The following is a 17,203-nucleotide window of genomic DNA, read 5'->3' as shown; positions in this document are numbered from 1 at the left end:
GAGGCCGGGCCGTGGTGGCCGAGCCCGGGTTCGCCATGCGTTTCCGGGCTCCGGCCATGGCGTCCGAGCCCGGTCCGCCATGCGTTTCCGAGGCCGGGTTGTGGTGGCCGAGTCCGGTCCGCCATGCGTTTCCGAGGCCGGGCTGTGGTGTCCGAGCCCGGGTTCGCCATGCGTTTCCGGGCTCGGAATCACTCTGGGTAGTGGCGTGGCGTGTAGACGGCCGTGGTGCCGTCACCGCGGGTGACCGCGCGGGTCTGCGTCGAGCCGATGATCAGCAGGCAGCGCATGTCGACGCCGGCCGGGTCGAGGGCGGCCAGTGTGGTGATGCGCACCGACTCCTCCGGACCGCCGACGTCCCGCCCGACCACCACGGGCGTGCCCGGACCGCGGTGGGCGCGCAGCAGCTCCAGCGCGCGGACCAGCTGCTCACGACGGGTCTTCGAGGCCGGGTTGTAGACGGCGATCACCAGGTCGGCGGTCGCGGCGGCGGTCAGCCGGGACTCGATCACCGACCACGGCTTGAGCCGGTCGGAGAGCGACAGGATGCAGAAGTCGTGCCCGAGCGGCGCACCGGCCCGGCTCGCCACCGCCTGCGCCGCGGTCAGCCCCGGGATGATCCGCACCGGGACGTCCAGCCACTGCGGATCCTCGGCCACCTCCAGAACTGCGGCGGCCATCGCGAACACCCCAGGGTCACCGGACGAGACGACCGCCACCCGGCGCCCGCGTTTCGCCAGGTCCAGGGCGAACGCGGCCCGTTCCGCCTCGACCCGGTTGTCCGACGGGTGCCGGCGCTGACGCGGGTTCGGCGGAACGCGGTCCACATAGGGCCCGTAGCCGATGAGGTCGTCGGCGTCGGCCAGCGCCTCCTGGGCCTCCGAGGTGAGCCAGTGCCGAGAGCCCGGCCCCAGACCGACAACGGTCACCGCACCGGCCCGCCCGGCAGTCTCGATCCGGCTCAGCGCCGTGGCGTTCGCCTCCTCCAGGCTCACCATGCCGGCGCCCGGTTGAGCCCGGCCCGTGGCGCGCGACACCGTCGCTTCCGGGGGCGTCACCAGCATGTCCAGGCCGGACGGCCGGCTCGTACCGGCATCGGCGGTGAACGCGGTCGCCGCCGGGCTCGGCAGCAGTGCCAGTGAGAAGTACGGCACCGTGGCCGGATCGACATCACGCAGCGGCGCTGACCGTTCCCGATCAGTGGTGGCACGCTCCACATACCACGCGTCGTCGAGCCGCCCGGCCTGCTCCAGAGCCTCCCGCACCCCCTCGAAGGTGCGGCCCAGCTTCATCACGGCGGCCGAGTCGGTGGTGGCCAGACGGGCGGCCAGCTCCTTCGGCTCCAGGGTGCCGGGCAGGACGGTCAACACCTCGTCGCGCTCCATCAAGGGGCGGCCCAGCACCGCCGAGGCGGCGCTCACCGAGGTCACCCCGGGCACGACCGAGGTCTCGTAACGCCCCGAGAGCCGCTTGTGCATGTGCATGTAGGAGCCGTAGAAGAACGGATCACCCTCGGCCAGCACCACCACGTCGCGCCCGGCGTCCAGATGCGCGGCGAGCCGGGCCGCCGACTCGGCGTAGAACTCGTCGATGGCGCCCTGATAGCCGCCCGGGTGATCGGTGGTCTCCGTAGTCACCGGATAGATCAGGGCCTCCTCGATCTGGCCCTCCCGCAGGTATCCGGCGGCGATCGCGCGGGCGTTGCTGCGCCCGTGGCGTGCCGCGTGATACGCCACCACGTCGGCCGCGCCGATCAGCCGCGCCGCCTTGACCGTGACCAGCTCAGGGTCACCGGGACCCAGCCCCACCCCGAAGAGCCGCCCGGTCCGCGTGCTGGACCCCCCCGGCCCGCTCGACGAGATCACCGCGGTCTGCCCTGCTGGCGGCGTGCTCGTCCCCGTGTTCTGCGTGGGTGCCCGCCCGCTCGTCGGTGTCGCCGCGTTGTGCTCCGGCTCCGGCCCGCTCGTCGGGTTCTGCGCTGCTGGCGGCATGCTCGCCCGCGTCGCCGCGTTCTGTTTCGGTTCCGGCCCGCTCGCCGGATTTTGCGCTGCTGGCGGCATGCTCGCCCGGGTCGCCGCGTTCTGTTTCGGTTCCGGCCCGCTCGTCGGTGTCGGCGCGTTCTGCACCGGCACGGCCGTCGGCTGCGTGGGAGTCGCCGCCGCGGTGTCGCCGCGGGCTGCGTCGTTCGTCATCGTTTTCCGTTCCGGCCTGTTCGGCTTCCGAGTTGTTCCGTTCCGGCCTATTCGGCTTCGGAAGCGAGGGCGTTCACCGCGGCGGCGGTGATGGCGCTGCCACCCCGGCGGCCGCGCACGATCAGGTACTCCAGGCCGGACTCCGCCAGCGCCTCCTTCGACTCGGCCGCGCCGATGAAGCCGACCGGGATCCCGATCACCGCGGCCGGCCGTGGCGCACCCGCCTCGACCATCTCCAGCAGCCGGAACAACGCGGTCGGCGCGTTCCCGATCGCCACCACGGCGCCGCCGAGCCGGTCACCCCACAGGTCCAGGGCGGCCGCGCTGCGGGTGTTGCCGATCTCCATCGCCAGCCCTGGAACAGCGGGATCACGCAACGTGCAGACCACGTCGTTGGCGGCCGGCAGCCGGGTGCGCGTCACCCCCGACGCGACCATCTCGGCATCACAGAGGATCGGCGCGCCATCGAGCAACGCCTTGCGTGCCGCGGTCACCACCCCCGGACTGAACCGGACATCCTCCACGAGATCCACCATCCCGCAGGCGTGGATCATCCGAACCACCACCCGCGACACGTCCTCCGGCAGCCCCGACAGGTCGGCCTCGGCCCGAATCGTGGCGAACGACCGCCGGTAGATCTCCGCGCCGTCACGCACGTACTCCATGCTCAGGGCCTCCTCGCCACCGCTATCGCGTCTTCCAGCCCACGCACCCACGCCGCGTCGTCCAGCCGATACGTGTGCGTGCTCTCCCGCCCGCACGTCGCATCGTCGGGCCGGTGCGCGTCCGTGCTCTTCCGTCCACCCGCCGACACCGTGTCGCCGGGCCGACGCGCGTCCGTGCTCTCCCGCTCACCCGACACCGTGTCGCCGGGCCGGTGCGCGTCCGTGCTCTCCCGCTCACCCGGCGCCGCGTCGTCGGGCCGATACGCGCGCTCGCTTTCCGGCCGGCCCACCCACGCGGCGTCGTCGAGCCGATGTGCACGCGTGTAACCCGCTCCGCCTGCCCCCAGGGGCGTTTCTACTACGGACAGCTCTGCTGTTCGGGTCGGCGTCTCCACGCCGGCCGTCTTTGCCCCGGTCGGGGCCTCGGCCCGGGCCGGGTCTCCCGTTCCGGTCGGGGCCTCGGCCGGGGCTGGGGTCTCCGCCGACTCCGGCCGATCCAGCCCGGTGCTGCCGATCCTCGATGATCGTGACCCGGCCGTCGATGGTCCGATTAGCCCGGAATCGCCGACTAGTGCCTGCCCAGCGGTCATCGGTTGCCTCCGGACGGTGGCGGGGACGTGCACGGCCGGCTCAGCGTCGCCGGCCGGATGGCGGGTGATCAGGTAGCCGTCCGTGGTCGCCTCGGCGCGGACGTGCGCGCCGGCAGGGCTGCCGCACGCTCGGGCGCAACCGACCCAGTGGACCGGGAGGCCGCCGCCGAAACGGGACGCGGCGGTGGCGTCGGCGCGCACGTCGGCCAGCGATTTCGCGCAGCCGGGACGCCCGGCGCAGGCGGTCACCCCGGACCAGGGCGAACCCGGCGCCACCGCGAGCCCAGCGCCGGCCAGGCGATCCGCCCACGCCGGTGCCGCCTCCGGCGCCAGATCGGCCACCACCACACCGCGCCAGGGCGTCACGACCAGCAGCCCGGCGTCTTCCAGAGCCCTCAGCGGTACGCCCTCCAGCCGCCCCAACGGCACCAGCGCGGCCACCGCGGCGAGCCCGTCGTCCTGGGGCAGCACCCCGATCAGGTCACCCGGCTCTGGAGCATCGACCGGTGTCGCCACCTCGACCGGCACAGGCGTCAGGCCGAGCGCCGCAGCGACCCGGTCCGACACACGTGCCGGGCCGTGGGCGAGCTCACGCAGCCGCCAGGCCGCCGCGCTGCCGGACCGCTGCGCCTCCCGCTCGGCCAGGAACGCGTGGGCGGCGGCCACGAGCGTGGACGCCACATCGTCGAACCCGACACGCAGGCCGGTGTCGTGCCCGGCGAACCGGATGACGAACAGCCCATCGCCGTCGTCGCCGACCGCCACACCCGAGCTCCCACTGCCGGGCGAGGCCGGGCGTGGGAGCGGCGGGACGAAGCCGGGCTCGGCGGGGCGTGGGTGCGGCGTGGTGTGGCGCGGGGCGACGGGGACTGCGGCCACGTCGGCGGCGAGCGCGACCCGGCCGATGGCGAAGAGGAACTTGCCGGGCAGCGCGGCCAGGGCGGCGTCAGCCTGGATCGCGAGGTCCAGCCGTCCTACGAGAACGCGCAGAGGCAATCCTGGAAGAGGCGGGGCCGCGATGTTCCGTACGTTGTCATGGGTGATCGAAGGCAGCAGGGCCGCCGACCGCAACCGGGCCGCCAACGTCGGCGCATCGCCTGGCTGTAAAGCTCTGAGCTGCAGGTTTGCTCGCGAGGTCAGCTCCAGGCAGCCGTCGCCGAACTCCTCGGCCAGCTCGCGGAGCGAGCGCAGCTGAGCGCCGGACAGCATCCCCCCTGGCAGCCGGACCCGGGCCAGCATGCCGTCGGCCGCGGCGTGCAGCCGCAGCGCGCCGGGACAGGCGTCGGTGTCGGACGAACGGGGAGTCATGGCCCGGATACTACGGCCGACCCCCGACAGGAATTCACCTCCGTCGTGCGGTGGGTCGGGAGCGTCACAGCGACCGTTCCGCCTTGACGCGGGACACCGGGGTTCGGAATGGTTAGGGGCCAACGAGCGGCGACGCCGCGGAGGAAGCCGGTGCGAGTCCGGCGCGGTCCCGCCACTGTCACCAGGGGATTCTCTGGGAGCCAGGAACTCCGGTCGCCGTCATGTCCGTCTACCCGGGGCGCGGACCCCGAGGGGGAGTGCGCGCGTGTTCCTGCTGCTGTCGACATCCGACACCGACCTGCTCAGCGCCCGGGCCAGCAGTTCGGCATGGCGCCCGGCCAACCCGGCCCGCACCGCCGTCGCCGACCTGCCGGCCCTGCTCGACGGGGTCGATCTCGTCGTGGTGCGCATCCTCGGTGGCCGCCGGGCCTGGGAGGAGGGCCTCGACGCGCTGCTCGCGAGCGGTCTGCCGGTCGTCGTCCTCGGTGGTGAGCAGGCGCCCGACGCCGAGTTGATGAGACTGTCCACGGTGCCGGCCGGTGTCGCCGCCGACGCGCACGTCTACCTGGCACAGGGCGGCGGGGAGAACCTGGCGTCGCTGCACGACTTCCTCTCCGACACGGTGCTGCTGACCGGCAACGGGTTCGCGCCGGCGGTCGAGACCCCACAGTGGGGGCTCCTGCCACGCGAGGCGTCCGAGGGCGGCCGGGAGACGGTCGCGGTGCTCTACTATCGCGCCCACCACATGGCCGGCAACACCGCGTTCGTCGACGCGCTGTGCCGGGCGATCGAGGCCGAGGGCGGTCGTGCGCTGCCGATCTTCACGGCCTCGCTGCGGACCGCCCCGCCGGAGCTGCTGGCCGAGCTGCGCAAGGCGGACGCGCTGGTGGTGACCGTGCTCGCGGCGGGCGGCACCCGGCCGGCCACGGCGAGCGCCGGTGGCGACGACGAGGCGTGGGACGTCGGCGTCCTCGCCGACCTCGACGTGCCGATCCTGCAGGGCCTGTGCCTGACCAGCTCGCGGGCCGCCTGGGAGGCCAGCGACGACGGGCTCACCCCGCTGGACGCGGCGACGCAGGTGGCGATCCCCGAGTTCGACGGGCGGATCATCACGGTGCCGTTCTCGTTCAAGGAGATCGACGAGGACGGGTTGTCGGTCTACGTGGCCGACCCCGAGCGGTCCTCACGGGTCGCCGGGATCGCGGTGGCGCACGCCCGGCTGCGGCACGTCCCGCCGGCCGACCGGCGGATCGCGCTGATGCTGTCGGCCTATCCGACCAAGCACTCCCGGATCGGCAACGCGGTCGGCCTGGACACCCCGGCCTCGACGGTCGCCCTGCTGGCGGCGCTCGCCGAGAAGGGCTATCGGATCGGCGACTTCGGCTCCTACGACGGAGACGGGCTGATCCACACGCTGATCGCGGCCGGCGGGCAGGACCCGGACTGGCTGACCGAGGAGCAGTTGGCCGGCAACCCGGTGCGGATCCCCGGCGATCGTTATACGGCCTGGTTCGCGACGCTGCCGGAGGATTTCCGGGAGCGCGTCGTGCAGCACTGGGGGCCGCCGCCCGGCGAGCTCTACACCGACGACGGTGACATCGTGCTGGCCGCCCTGCGCGACGAGAACGTCGTGGTCATGGTGCAGCCGCCGCGCGGGTTCGGGGCCAACCCGGTCGCCATCTACCACGACCCGGATCTGCCGCCCAGCCACCACTATCTGGCCGCCTACCGCTGGCTGGCCGACGAGTTCGGGGCGCATGCCGTCGTGCACGTCGGCAAGCACGGCAACCTGGAGTGGCTGCCCGGTAAGAACGTCGGCATGTCCGCGTCGGACGGTACCGACGCGGCCCTCGGCGACCTGCCGTTGATCTACCCGTTCCTGGTCAACGACCCGGGCGAGGGCACCCAGGCCAAGCGCCGTGCCCACGCCACCCTGGTCGACCACCTGATCCCGCCGATGGCCCGGGCCGAGTCCTACGGCGACATCGCCCGGCTGGAGCAGCTGCTCGACGAGCACGCCAACATCGCGGCCCTCGACCCGGCGAAGCTGCCGGCGATCCGGGCGCAGATCTGGACGCTGATCCAGGCCGCCAAGATGGACCACGACCTCGGCCTGCAGCACCGGCCGGACGACGAAGAGTTCGACGACTTCATCATGCACATCGACGGATGGCTGTGTGAGGTCAAGGACGTGCAGATCCGCGACGGGTTGCACGTGCTCGGCGCGGCCCCGACCGGGGAGGCGCGGATCAACCTGGTGCTGGCCATGCTGCGCGCCCGGCAGATGTGGGCCGGCAAGGTGGCGGCCCTGCCCGGTCTGCGGGAGGCGCTCGGGCTGGCCGAGGACGCCTCGACCGCGGAGACGGACGCGGTCGAGGAGCAGGCCCGCGCCCTGGTCACGGCGATGGAGGAGGCCGGGTGGCCGACCAGCGTCCCCGAGGGCTTGTCGGACCTGCCGGAGGTCGTGCGGGTGCTGGAGTTCGCGGCCACCGAGGTCGTGCCGCGGCTCGCGAAGACCACTGACGAGATCACCCATGTTCTGCACGCGCTGGACGGCGGCTACGTCCCGGCCGGCCCCAGCGGCTCCCCACTCCGTGGCCTGATCAACGTGCTCCCCACCGGCCGCAACTTCTACTCCGTCGACCCGAAGGCGATTCCCAGCCAGCTCGCCTGGGAGACCGGGCAGGCGATGGCCGACTCGCTGCTCGACCGCTACCGCGCGGATCACGGCGACTGGCCACGCTCGGTCGGGTTGTCCGCCTGGGGCACGAGCGCGATGCGTACCGCCGGTGACGACATCGCCGAGATCCTGGCGCTGATCGGTGTCCGCCCGATCTGGGACCCGGCGTCGCGCCGTGTCACCGGGCTGGAGCCGATCCCGGCCGGCGAGCTCGGACGGCCACGTGTCGACGTGACGGTCCGCATCTCCGGGTTCTTCCGGGACGCGTTCCCGCACGTGGTGGGCCTGCTCGACGACGCCTTCCAGCTGATCGCCGGCCTCGACGAGCCGGACAACTTCGTCCGCGAGCACGCGCTCCGTGACCAGGGCGAGCACGGCGACTGGCGGCGGGCGACGACACGGATCTTCGGGTCGCGGCCGGGGGCGTATGGTGCGGGCATCCTGCCGTTGATCGACAGCCGTAACTGGCGCGACGACGCGGACCTGGCCGAGGTGTATGCGGTGTGGGGCGGCTTCGCCTACGGCCGCGACCTCGACGGTGTGCCCGCTCGTGGGGACATGGAGAACGCGTACCGCCGGATCGACGTGGCGGCGAAGAACATCGACACCCGCGAGCACGACATCGCCGACTCCGACGACTACTTCCAGTACCACGGCGGCATGATCGCCACGGTCCGCGCGCTGACCGGGAAGGCGCCCGCGGCGTACATCGGCGACTCCACCAACCCGGACCAGGCACGCACCCGCAGCCTGACCGAGGAGACCGCGCGGATCTTCCGGGCCCGGGTGGTGAACCCACGCTGGATCGCCGCGATGCGCCGGCACGGCTACAAGGGGGCCTTCGAGCTGGCCGCGACCGTCGACTACCTCTTCGGCTACGACGCGACGGCCGGGGTGGTCACCGACTGGATGTATGAGCAGCTCGCCGCCAGCTATGTGCTCGACGCGGACAACCAGGCGTTCATGCGGCAGTCCAACCCGTGGGCGCTGCACGGCATCACCGAGCGCCTGCTGGAGGCCGCCGACCGCAAGCTGTGGGACTCGCCGGAGCCGGAGACGCTGGCCGCCCTCCAGCAGCTCTACCTGGAGACCGAGGGCGACCTCGAGGACGGGCCGGCCTGAGATCGAGCCGGAGGCGCCGGGTGATCCCGGCGCCACCTGGTCCGGCCCCGAGCCGCCGCGCTCCGTAACCCGGCGCCGCGGTTCTCCCGAGCCGCGGCGCTCCGAAACCCGGCGCCGCGGTCCGATCCCGGGTGATCCGGCATCAGCTCTGCCCGGGCCGCCGCGGTCCGGGACCGGGCGGCCGAGCATCAGCCCTGTCGGCCGGGCATCAGCCCTGCAGGCCGGGCATCAGCCCTGCAGGCCGGGCATCAGCCCTGCCGGCGGCGGAGCAGGTAGGTGTCCATGATCCAGCCGTGCCGTTCGCGGGCCTCGGTGCGGGTCTTGACGATCTCGTCGCCGACCTCGGCCACCGGCCCGGCCGCCAGCAACTCGTCCGGTGTGCTCACGTAGGCGCCCCAGTAGATGTCCGCCTCCGGGTATCTCGTGAACGCGTGCTGCGCGTCGAGCATCACGACCACGTCGTCGGCGCCCTCCGGCCAGCCTTCGGCCAGGCGCCGCCCGGTGGTGACCTGGAACGGCTGCCCGACCCGGTTGAGACCGACCCGGTGCTTGGCGGCCAGCGCCGACACGCTGCTGATGCCGGGGATCACCTCGAACTCGAACTCGACCGCCCCGCGCTCCAGGATCTCCTCGAGGATGGCGATCGTCGAGTCGTAGAGCGACGGGTCGCCCCACACCAGGATCGAGCCGGTCTCGCCGTCCTTGAGATGCTCGGTGATCAGCTCCTCCAGAACCAGGGACCGCCGGTGCCGCCAGTCGGCGACGGTGCCGGTGTAGTCGGCCGGGCTGCGATCACGGTCGGGGTCACGGCCCTCGACGACCCGCTTCCGGGGCTGCGAGTAGCCCCGGATCAGACGCTCCCGCAGCTCGATCAGGCTCGCCTTGGTCTCACCCTTGTCGAGCAGGAAGAACACGTCGGTACGACCGATCGCCTTCGCCGCTTGCAGGGTCAGATGGTCCGGGTCGCCCGCACCGATCCCGACTACACAGATCTTCCGCACGCCCCGAGTCTGCCTCACCCCCGGCGGCGATCCGCCGCCAGCCCGCGGCGATGAGTGTTACACCGCAAGGCTGTCCCTTTCCGGGCGACGGTCCGCGGTGATGGGCGGCTGCGTCCGGACTTCGTCTCACTCGCGGCGACGGGCCGCCGCCAAGCCGCTGCGATGGGCGATGGCGACGAGTTGCGCGCGACTTCCGGCCTCCAGTTTGGCCAGGATCCGGTGGACGTACGTCCGGACGGTCTCCGGACTCAGCGACAACGCCCGCGCGACCGCCGCGTTGTCGTCGCCGTCGGCGAGTGCGGCCAGCACCTCACGTTCGCGGGCGGTGAGCCGTTCCAGACCGGCCTCGGCGACGGGCCTCGGTGCGGCTGCCGCGTGTGCCATGACCTGCCGGATGATCCCGGGGGAGAGGACCGGTTCCCCTCGCGCGGCGGCCCGTACCGCCGCGCGCAGCGGCTCGGGCGCGGTGTCCTTGAGCAGATATCCGTCGGCGCCGGCCCGCATCGCCCGAGCACCTCGTCATCGGTGTCGAAAGTGGTCAGCATCAGGATGGCGACGTCCCGGCCGGCGGGCTCGGCCCGGATCTCCCGGACCGCCGCGATCCCGTCCCCACCCGGCATGCGGATGTCCATGAGCACGACATCCGGCCGCAACCGCCGAACGAGAGCGACCCCGGCGACCCCATCCGCCGCCGCTCCGACCACTTCGATCGCGGAGTCCGGGCCCGTCTCGGTCGGCTTCGTCTCGCCGCCGGTCAGCAGGGCTGTTATGCCGGCACGGACCAGCGACTGGTCGTCCACGAGCACCACCCGTACCGCCCTCACCGGGCCACCTCCAACGGTAGGGAGGCGCTGACCCGCCACCCGTGCTCGACCGGTCCGGCGTCGAGCCGCCCACCGGCCGCGGCGACCCGCTCGCGCAGCCCGGTCAGGCCCGCCCCGTCCGCCTCCGGATCGCCGGCCGGGCCGTCATCCTCCACGCTGACCAGCAGGATCCCGTCGTCCGCACGGATCTCGACCGCGACACTGCGCCCCGCCGAATGCCGCAGCACGTTGGTCACCGCCTCCCGCACCAGCCGGTACGCGGTGGCCGCCGTGACCGGGTCCTCGACGGGTTCTATCGCGGCGCGCACCCGGAAGCCGGCGTCCCGGGCGGTGTCCATCAGGGCCCCGAGATCATCGAGTGACGGCTCCGGGCCGGCGCGCAGGGCCCGCACCGTCCCACGCAGCTCGGCGAGCGCGTCGGAGAGCGCCCGCGCCACGTGGTCGAGGGCGGCGACCGCGGCATCCGGTCGATGGGGCGCCTCCTGCCGGGCGACGTTGGCCTGGATCGCGGCGACGGTCAGCGCGTGCCCGATGGAGTCGTGGAGCTCCCGGGACAGCTCCTGATCGTGCTCGTGGACCCGGCGCTCGGCCTCCAGCTCGATCTGGCGCCCGGTGAGCCGGGCGATCCGGCGGCGGGCCCGGACCAGCTCACCGAGGACGATCGCGGCGGCCATCAGGGCCACATGACCGGTCCCGTCGTAGAGCACCACGAACCCGAAGTCCTGCCCTTCCCGCAGCCGGAACACCACGGAGACGACGAGAACGACCAGCGCGGCGGCGACGGCGGTCCGGCGATGCCCGGCCTCGGCGGCCGAATACAGCGCGGCGGCCAGCGGAACCGCGACCCCGATCGCCGGAAACCCGGCTGCATAATAGGCGAAAAGCCCAAAAACCGTGAGGCCCAGCACGGTACGGGAGTAGCGCCGCCGCCCCAGCATCAGCGCCCCGAGAGCGGCCGCCCACAGATAGGCCCCGACGCCACCCCGCCCACCGAGCTCAGCCGAGGCGATCAGCGCCAGCACCCCGGCGACCCCGGCCGCGATTGCCACGTCCACCAGCACCTTCCGCACCTCTCCGATGCTAGGCAGACTCCGGCCCACCCGGGTACGCCGAAAAGCGACACCTCCCGCCGCCCTCCGCGGGATTCGCCGGCCCGCCCCGGTCCCTACCGTCGGATGCCATGCGGAAGGACATCCCCCTGATGATCGTTCTGGGCCTGTTGGCGGCACCCCGGGCGGTCCTGCACGACCTCGGCCTGATCCACGAGGGCACCGGCCTGAACGCGCTGCTGGTATTCGTCCCTCTGCTGATCTGGGTGGTGGTCGCGGTCTCGCGTTCGCCATCTCCGGTCCGTCTCCTACTCGGTGCGGGCGCCGTCTACGGCATCAGCCTGGCCGTGATCCACAACGCCCTGTGGAATGCCGAGACGACCGTCCCCGAGCCGCTGGCGCGAGTCGCGGCCACCCTGTCCAGCCTGGTCACCGGCCTGACGGTCGGGGCGATCTGCGGCGCCGTGGCCTGGCTGCTGACCCGCCGCCGCTCCGGCCCCACCGCGCGGCAGAGCAGAGCCGACACCAGCTCGTGAAGCAAACCGTCACCAGCCAGGATCCTCGGCTTGCCGTCCTCGACCGGCTCCTCGCCGGTGGAGACGTCGAGGGGCGCTTGAGGTGGTCGGCGCTGGTGAAGTCGTCAAGGGGGCATGAGGCGGTCGTCGGATGATTCGGTCGCTGGTGGGGAGGGGTGGCGCTTGAAGCGGTCGTCGCTGGTGGGGAGGCTGGCGCTTGAGACGGTCGTCGCTGGTGGGGAGGGGTGGCGCTTGAAGCGGTCGTCGCTGGTGGGGAGGCTGGCGCTTGAGACGGTCGTCGCTGGTGGGGAGGGGTGGCGCTCGAGGCGGTCGTCGGTGGTGGGGCCGTCAAGGGGTGCTTGAGGTGGTCGTCGCGTGGCTCGTCTCCGGTGGGGACGTCGCAAGGCGTTTGAAGCGGTCCTTACGCGCCTGATAACCGGCGGTGATGCCGACAGTTGCAGGAGACGGTGCCGGGCTGACTGGTCGCCGGCGGGGACGCCCAGAGACGCTTGAAGCTGTGCAGGGGGGCGGCGTAATGGCAGGTGGCGACGCTGAAATCCATTGGGGAGGCGGTAGTCGCAGTGGGGACACCGAAAGTCCATGGTGAGGCACCACGGCGCGCAGTCGCAGTGGGGACATCGAAAAGTCCATGCTGAGGCACCACGGCGTGCAGTCGCAGTGGGGACACCGAAAAAGTCCACGGTGAGGCACCACGGCGTGCGAGGCAGAGACGCCACCAGCTCAGTCGGGAAGGATCGGCACCGACGGCGAGATGTCCCGGCCGATCATCGCGGCCCGCCGCAGCGCGCTGGATCCGAACCGGTCACGGACCCGGTCGACCGCCGCATCGAGCCCGTCGGCCCGCGGCGGCGCGAACGGCAACTCCATCTGAACCGCGCCGTCCCCGTCGAGGTTGCTGACCGCGACGCCCACCAGGGTGAGCCCCCGCTCGCTGATCAGCGGCCAGGCCTCCCGCAGCAGGTCGACGGCGGTCTGCAGCACCGCCCCGGTCTGCATGGTGGCCTTGAGCAGGCTGCGTGACCGGGTGACCCGGCTGAAGTCACCGAACCGCAGCCGCACCGTAACCGTCCGCCCGGCCCGGTGCGCCCGCCGCATCCGCTGGGTGACCCGGTCGACGAGGGCGCCGAGCACCGCCTCGACCTCCGGGAAGCCGCGCGACGCGGATCGCCCCAGCGCGCACTGCGCCCCGATCGAGCCGCGCCGCCGCCCGGTCTCCACCCGGCGCGGGTCGTGGTTGTGGGCGAGCGCGTGCAGGTGCCGCCCGGCGTTTCCGCCGAGCATGGCGACCAGGGCCGCCTCCCCGATGCGGGCGACGTGCCCGACGGTGTGGATCTGTCGCTCGCGCAGCTTGGCCGCGGTGACCGGCCCGACACCCCACAGCTTCTCCACCGGGAGCGGATGCAGGAACTCCAGCTCCCGGCCGGGTGGCACGACCAGCAACCCGTCCGGTTTGCCGGCCCCGCTGGCCACCTTGGCCAGGAACTTGGTGGGCGCCACACCGACCGTGATCGGCAGCCCGGTCCGGGCGCGGACCTCGGCCCGCAGCCCGATGGCTATCTCCTCCGGCGTCCCGCGGATCCGGCGCAGGCCCTCCACGTCGAGGAACGCCTCGTCGATGGAGATCGGCTCGACGAGCGGGGTGGTGTCGCGGAAGACCTCGAACACGGCCTTGCTGGCCGCCGCATACGCGGCCATCCGTGGCGGCACGACGACGGCGTGCGGGCAGAGGGCCCTCGCCCGGGGCAGAGCCATCGGCGTACGCACTCCGAACGCCTTGGCCTCGTAAGAGGCGGCCAGCACCACCCCGCCGCCGACGAGGACCGGCCGGCCGCGCAGCGCGGGATCGTCGCGCTGCTCGACCGACGCGTAGAACGAGTCCAGGTCGGCATGCAGGATCACACCGCCACTTTAGTACACACGTTCGACTCCACGCAGGCCGACGAGGGCGGCGACCGTCACAAATCCAAGGGGGAATCCAGCGCTGGAAATCCCGGTTCCCAGACTTGAGCCACCCATGCTCATCCGAACGAGGAGCCACCCATGCTCACCACCCTCACCGCCCGCGTCCTGGAGGGTTCGACCCGCAGCTCGGGAGCCCGGCTCGACGCCTATCGGGTGGACACCGCCTTCCACATCGACATCGACCTGCCGGGCGTCGACTCGGCCTCGATCGACATCACCGCCGACGCCAAGGCGTTCACCGTCCGCGCCGAGCGCCGGCCCTCGCAAGCCGGAGTCGCCGAGCGCCAGCCCTCGCACCCCGAGCATGCGAGTCCGCGGGCCGGGATCGCCGAGCGCCGGGAGGTGCTTCTGTCCGAGAGGCTCGACACGGACCACATCGACGCCCGCTATGACGACGGTGTGCTGATTCTGAGCATCCCGGTCCTGGACCGGACGCCCTGGCGCTCAGTGCACGAACTGCAGCCAGTTCAGGTTGACGAACTCGCCGCCGTCGTTCGACGTGAACGTGATGAAGACCGTGTGCACGCCGCTGACCGGCTTGAGGACGGCGGCGCCCGTACGCCATGATTGCCATCCGCCGGTGTCGCTGACCGAGAGCTCGCCGACGGGCGCGGCGTCCCGGCTGTCGAGCCGGACCTGCACCCGGCCGTTGATGCCGGACCCGGACGCGAACCGCAGCTTCACCTGGACCGCCGGCACGTCGCCGAAGTCGAAGTTGTCGAACCGCAGGTGGTCGTCCCGGTTGACCCAGCCGATGTTCTGGCCACCGCCCTCGTCCTCGGTGTCCTGGGCCTCCACGCCGGCCAGTTCGGTGGCCGACTCGGCCTGCAGCACCGGGTAGGGCGCGGCGCTCGCCGCCGGTGACGGCGAGGGAGCGGGCGAGGCGTCGGGCGCCGGGGAGGTGGCCTCGGGCACGGCGGCCGACGTGACCGCCGCCTGCGGGGTGATCACCGGCTCGGCCGGTGTGTCCTGCCAGCGGCCCAGCAGGTAGCCGACGAGCACGAGGCCGACGCCGGCGAGCACGGTCACCACCTTGCGCCGGGTCTGCCACGACTTGGTGCGATAGACGGTCGGAGATCGCTGATCCACCCGGACAGGGTAAAACGAATCGCCTCCCGCGCCATCGGCGCGGGAGGCGATCGACGATCACCAGCGGTGGATCAGACCACGGCGCCGGTCTCGGGGAAGTGGCAGGCCGCGACCGAGCCGTTCGGGTTGGGCAGGAGCACCGGCGCCTCGGCCGAGCACTTCTCCTGCGCCTTCCAGCAGCGGGTGTGGAAGACGCAGCCGGACGGCGGGTCGATCGGCGACGGCACGTCGCCCTCCAGCTTGATCCGGCCATGGCCGCCCAGCTTCGTCACGTCCGGCACGGCGGAGAGCAGAGCACGGGTGTACGGGTGAGCCGGGTTCTCGTAGATCTGCTGACGTGTGCCGACCTCGACCATGCGGCCCAGGTACATGACAGCGATCCGCTCACAGAAGTGCCGGACCACTGCCAGGTCGTGGGCGATGAAGACGAAGGACAGCCCCAGGTCGCGCTGCAGCTGACGGAGCAGGTTGACCACCTGCGCCTGGATCGACACGTCGAGCGCGGAGACTGGCTCGTCGGCGACGATCAGCTTCGGCTTGAGCGCCAGGGCCCGGGCGATGCCGATGCGCTGACGCTGACCGCCGGAGAACTCGTGCGGGTACCGGTTGTAGTGCTCCGGGTTGAGCCCGACCGTCTCCAGCAGCTCCTGCACCCGCCGCTTGACGCCACCGGGCGGCTCGATGCCGTTGACCTGCAGCGGCATCGCGACGATCCGGCCCACGGTGTGCCGCGGGTTCAGCGACGCGTACGGGTCCTGGAAGATGATCTGGATGTCCTGCCGCAGCTTGCGCAGCCGGGCGCCCTTGGTGTGGGTGATGTCCTCACCCTCGAAGGTGATCTTGCCGGAGGTCGGCTCGAGCAGCCGGACCAGCATGCGGCCGGTCGTGGTCTTGCCACAGCCGGACTCGCCCACCAGGCCGAGCGTCTCGCCGGGGCGGACCTCGAAGTTCACGTTCTCCACCGCGCGGACCACGGAGCCCTTGCCGAACAGGCCGGAGCGGACCGGGAAGTGCTTGGTCAGGCCCTCGACCTTGAGCAGCGGCTCACGGGCCGACACGGTCGCCGTGGCCGGACTCGCCGAGGAGTCTGCGAGATCAGTCATTGGGCCACTCCTGCGTGCGCGATGTCTTCTGCGTACAGCCGCTGCCGGGTCTCGAAGGACATGTGGCAGGCGACGTTGTGCCCATCCTCACCGGCCGGGCGGAGCTCCGGCACCTCGGAGAAGGAGCGGTTGCCGTTCTGGCCAGCGTAACGACAGCGCGGGTTGAACGAACACCCCGTGGGCAGGTTGATCAGGCTGGGCGGGTTGCCCTTGATCGGCACCAGGTCCACGTCGGCGTCGCCGTGCAGCGACGGCACGCTGGCCAGCAGACCCCAGGTGTACGGGTGCTGCGGCCGCTTCATGATCTGTTCCACCGAGCCGGTCTCGACGGGCCGGCCCGCATACATCACCAGGACGTCGTCGGCGACCTGCGACACCACGCCGAGGTCGTGGGTGATCATGATGATGGCGGACTGGAACTCGCTCTGCAGGTCCTCGAGAAGCTCGAGGATCTGCGCCTGCACGGTCACGTCCAGGGCGGTGGTCGGCTCGTCGGCGATCACCAGCGCGGGGTCGTTGACCAGGGCCATGGCGATCATCGCGCGCTGGCGCATACCGCCGGAGAACTCGTGCGGGTACTGGTTGGCGCGGCGCTGGGGTTGCGGGATGCCCACCCGGTCGAGCATGTCGATCGCCCGGGTCATGGCCTCCTTCTTGCTCGCCGAGTGGTGGTGCACCTTGTAGGCCTCGGCGATCTGCGCGCCGACCTTGTAGTACGGGTGCAGAGCGGACAGCGGGTCCTGGAAGATCATCGCGACGTCCTTGCCGCGAAGCTTCTGGATCTTCTCCTCTTTCATCCCGACGATGTTCTGGCCACCGATCGAGATCTCACCGCTGATCTTGGTCCGGGCGGGATTGTGCAGGCCGAGGATCGACATGCTGGTCACACTCTTGCCGGAGCCGGACTCGCCCACGATGCCGAGGGTCTGCCCGCGGCGCACCGAGAACGACACGCCGTCCACCGCGCGAACCAGGCCGTCCTCGGTCGGGAACTGCACCTTGAGATCGCGTACCTGCAGGTAGGCCTCCGGGTCCACGGCGGCCGCGGCAGGGCTGGTAGAGATCGTCATTTCGCTTCTTTCCAC

The 17,203-nt window shown here is 71.9% G+C and carries 13 protein-coding genes, 2 pseudogenes and 1 riboswitch; of the genes and pseudogenes, 4 read left to right on the top strand and 11 right to left on the bottom strand.

Features of this window, described 5'->3' with window-relative positions:
* Positions 1-188: 188 nt before the first annotated feature.
* Positions 189-1,799: a precorrin-3B C(17)-methyltransferase gene (cobJ, locus tag ACQPZW_RS41310; RefSeq protein ID WP_433797766.1), complete on the bottom strand. Its 1,611-nt coding sequence runs from the start codon at positions 1,797-1,799 to the stop codon at positions 189-191.
* 28 nt (positions 1,800-1,827) lie between these two features.
* Here cobJ and ACQPZW_RS41305 point away from each other — a divergent pair, with 28 nt between their 5' ends.
* Positions 1,828-2,280, top strand: a complete 453-nt coding sequence (locus tag ACQPZW_RS41305; protein ID WP_433791486.1) for a hypothetical protein — start codon at positions 1,828-1,830, stop codon at positions 2,278-2,280.
* On the opposite strand, the gene ACQPZW_RS41300 is transcribed toward ACQPZW_RS41305, so the two are convergent.
* The gene (locus ACQPZW_RS41300; protein WP_433791485.1) at positions 2,237-2,854 is read right to left on the bottom strand and encodes a precorrin-8X methylmutase; all 618 of its coding nucleotides are present in this window, start codon (positions 2,852-2,854) and stop codon (positions 2,237-2,239) included. The genes ACQPZW_RS41305 and ACQPZW_RS41300 overlap by 44 nt on opposite strands.
* A 2-nt stretch (positions 2,855-2,856) precedes the next feature.
* Positions 2,857-4,752 (bottom strand): hypothetical protein, encoded by a 1,896-nt coding sequence (locus ACQPZW_RS41295; protein WP_433791484.1) that lies wholly within the window; start codon positions 4,750-4,752, stop codon positions 2,857-2,859.
* A 104-nt stretch (positions 4,753-4,856) separates the two neighbouring features.
* Positions 4,857-4,982, top strand: a riboswitch (cobalamin riboswitch).
* Positions 4,983-5,017: 35 nt separating this feature from the next.
* Here ACQPZW_RS41295 and cobN point away from each other — a divergent pair.
* A complete protein-coding gene (gene cobN, locus ACQPZW_RS41290; protein WP_433791483.1) occupies positions 5,018-8,554 on the top strand; it encodes a cobaltochelatase subunit CobN in 3,537 nt (1,178 codons plus the stop codon).
* A gap of 248 nt (positions 8,555-8,802) precedes the next feature.
* Here cobN and cobF read toward each other — a convergent pair whose 3' ends face one another.
* The 4 genes and pseudogenes from cobF to ACQPZW_RS41270 all read right to left on the bottom strand — a co-directional run bounded on the left by cobF (position 8,803) and on the right by ACQPZW_RS41270 (position 11,449).
* On the bottom strand, positions 8,803-9,555 hold the full coding sequence (cobF, locus tag ACQPZW_RS41285; RefSeq protein ID WP_433791482.1) for a precorrin-6A synthase (deacetylating): 753 nt from the start codon (positions 9,553-9,555) through the stop codon (positions 8,803-8,805).
* A 126-nt stretch (positions 9,556-9,681) separates the two neighbouring features.
* On the bottom strand, positions 9,682-10,059 hold the full coding sequence (locus ACQPZW_RS41280; RefSeq protein WP_433791481.1) for a LuxR C-terminal-related transcriptional regulator: 378 nt from the start codon (positions 10,057-10,059) through the stop codon (positions 9,682-9,684).
* 71 nt (positions 10,060-10,130) lie between these two features.
* Positions 10,131-10,355, bottom strand: a pseudogene (locus tag ACQPZW_RS41275) (response regulator); the annotation flags it as partial.
* 20 nt (positions 10,356-10,375) lie between these two features.
* Positions 10,376-11,449, bottom strand: coding sequence for a sensor histidine kinase (locus ACQPZW_RS41270; protein ID WP_433791480.1), 1,074 nt, complete (start codon positions 11,447-11,449; stop codon positions 10,376-10,378).
* 110 nt (positions 11,450-11,559) lie between these two features.
* Here ACQPZW_RS41270 and ACQPZW_RS41265 point away from each other — a divergent pair, with 110 nt between their 5' ends.
* Positions 11,560-11,964 carry a hypothetical protein gene (locus tag ACQPZW_RS41265; protein ID WP_433791479.1) on the top strand — a complete coding sequence of 135 codons (405 nt, stop codon included), beginning with the start codon at positions 11,560-11,562 and terminating at the stop codon, positions 11,962-11,964.
* Positions 11,965-12,684: 720 nt separating this feature from the next.
* Here ACQPZW_RS41265 and dinB read toward each other — a convergent pair.
* Positions 12,685-13,863, bottom strand: coding sequence for a DNA polymerase IV (gene dinB / locus ACQPZW_RS41260; protein WP_433791478.1), 1,179 nt, complete (start codon positions 13,861-13,863; stop codon positions 12,685-12,687).
* Between the two features lie 141 nt (positions 13,864-14,004).
* Here dinB and ACQPZW_RS41255 point away from each other — a divergent pair.
* Positions 14,005-14,301: pseudogene (locus tag ACQPZW_RS41255) on the top strand (hypothetical protein); the annotation flags it as partial.
* Positions 14,302-14,370: 69 nt separating this feature from the next.
* Here ACQPZW_RS41255 and ACQPZW_RS41250 read toward each other — a convergent pair.
* The 3 genes from ACQPZW_RS41250 to ACQPZW_RS41240 all read right to left on the bottom strand — a co-directional run bounded on the left by ACQPZW_RS41250 (position 14,371) and on the right by ACQPZW_RS41240 (position 17,188).
* The gene (locus tag ACQPZW_RS41250) at positions 14,371-15,015 is read right to left on the bottom strand and encodes a carbohydrate-binding protein (RefSeq protein WP_433791477.1); all 645 of its coding nucleotides are present in this window, start codon (positions 15,013-15,015) and stop codon (positions 14,371-14,373) included.
* 71 nt (positions 15,016-15,086) lie between these two features.
* Positions 15,087-16,118, bottom strand: a complete 1,032-nt coding sequence (locus ACQPZW_RS41245) for an ABC transporter ATP-binding protein (protein ID WP_433791476.1) — start codon at positions 16,116-16,118, stop codon at positions 15,087-15,089.
* On the bottom strand, positions 16,115-17,188 hold the full coding sequence (locus tag ACQPZW_RS41240) for an ABC transporter ATP-binding protein (protein WP_433791475.1): 1,074 nt from the start codon (positions 17,186-17,188) through the stop codon (positions 16,115-16,117). Before ACQPZW_RS41240 ends, ACQPZW_RS41245 begins: the two co-directional genes overlap by 4 nt.
* Positions 17,189-17,203 lie beyond the last annotated feature (15 nt).

This window comes from Actinoplanes sp. CA-252034, from assembly GCF_050956125.1.
Classification (GTDB): domain Bacteria; phylum Actinomycetota; class Actinomycetes; order Mycobacteriales; family Micromonosporaceae; genus Actinoplanes.
Note: the sequence above shows the minus strand (reverse complement) of the source record. Positions and strands in the feature narration are given on the sequence as shown.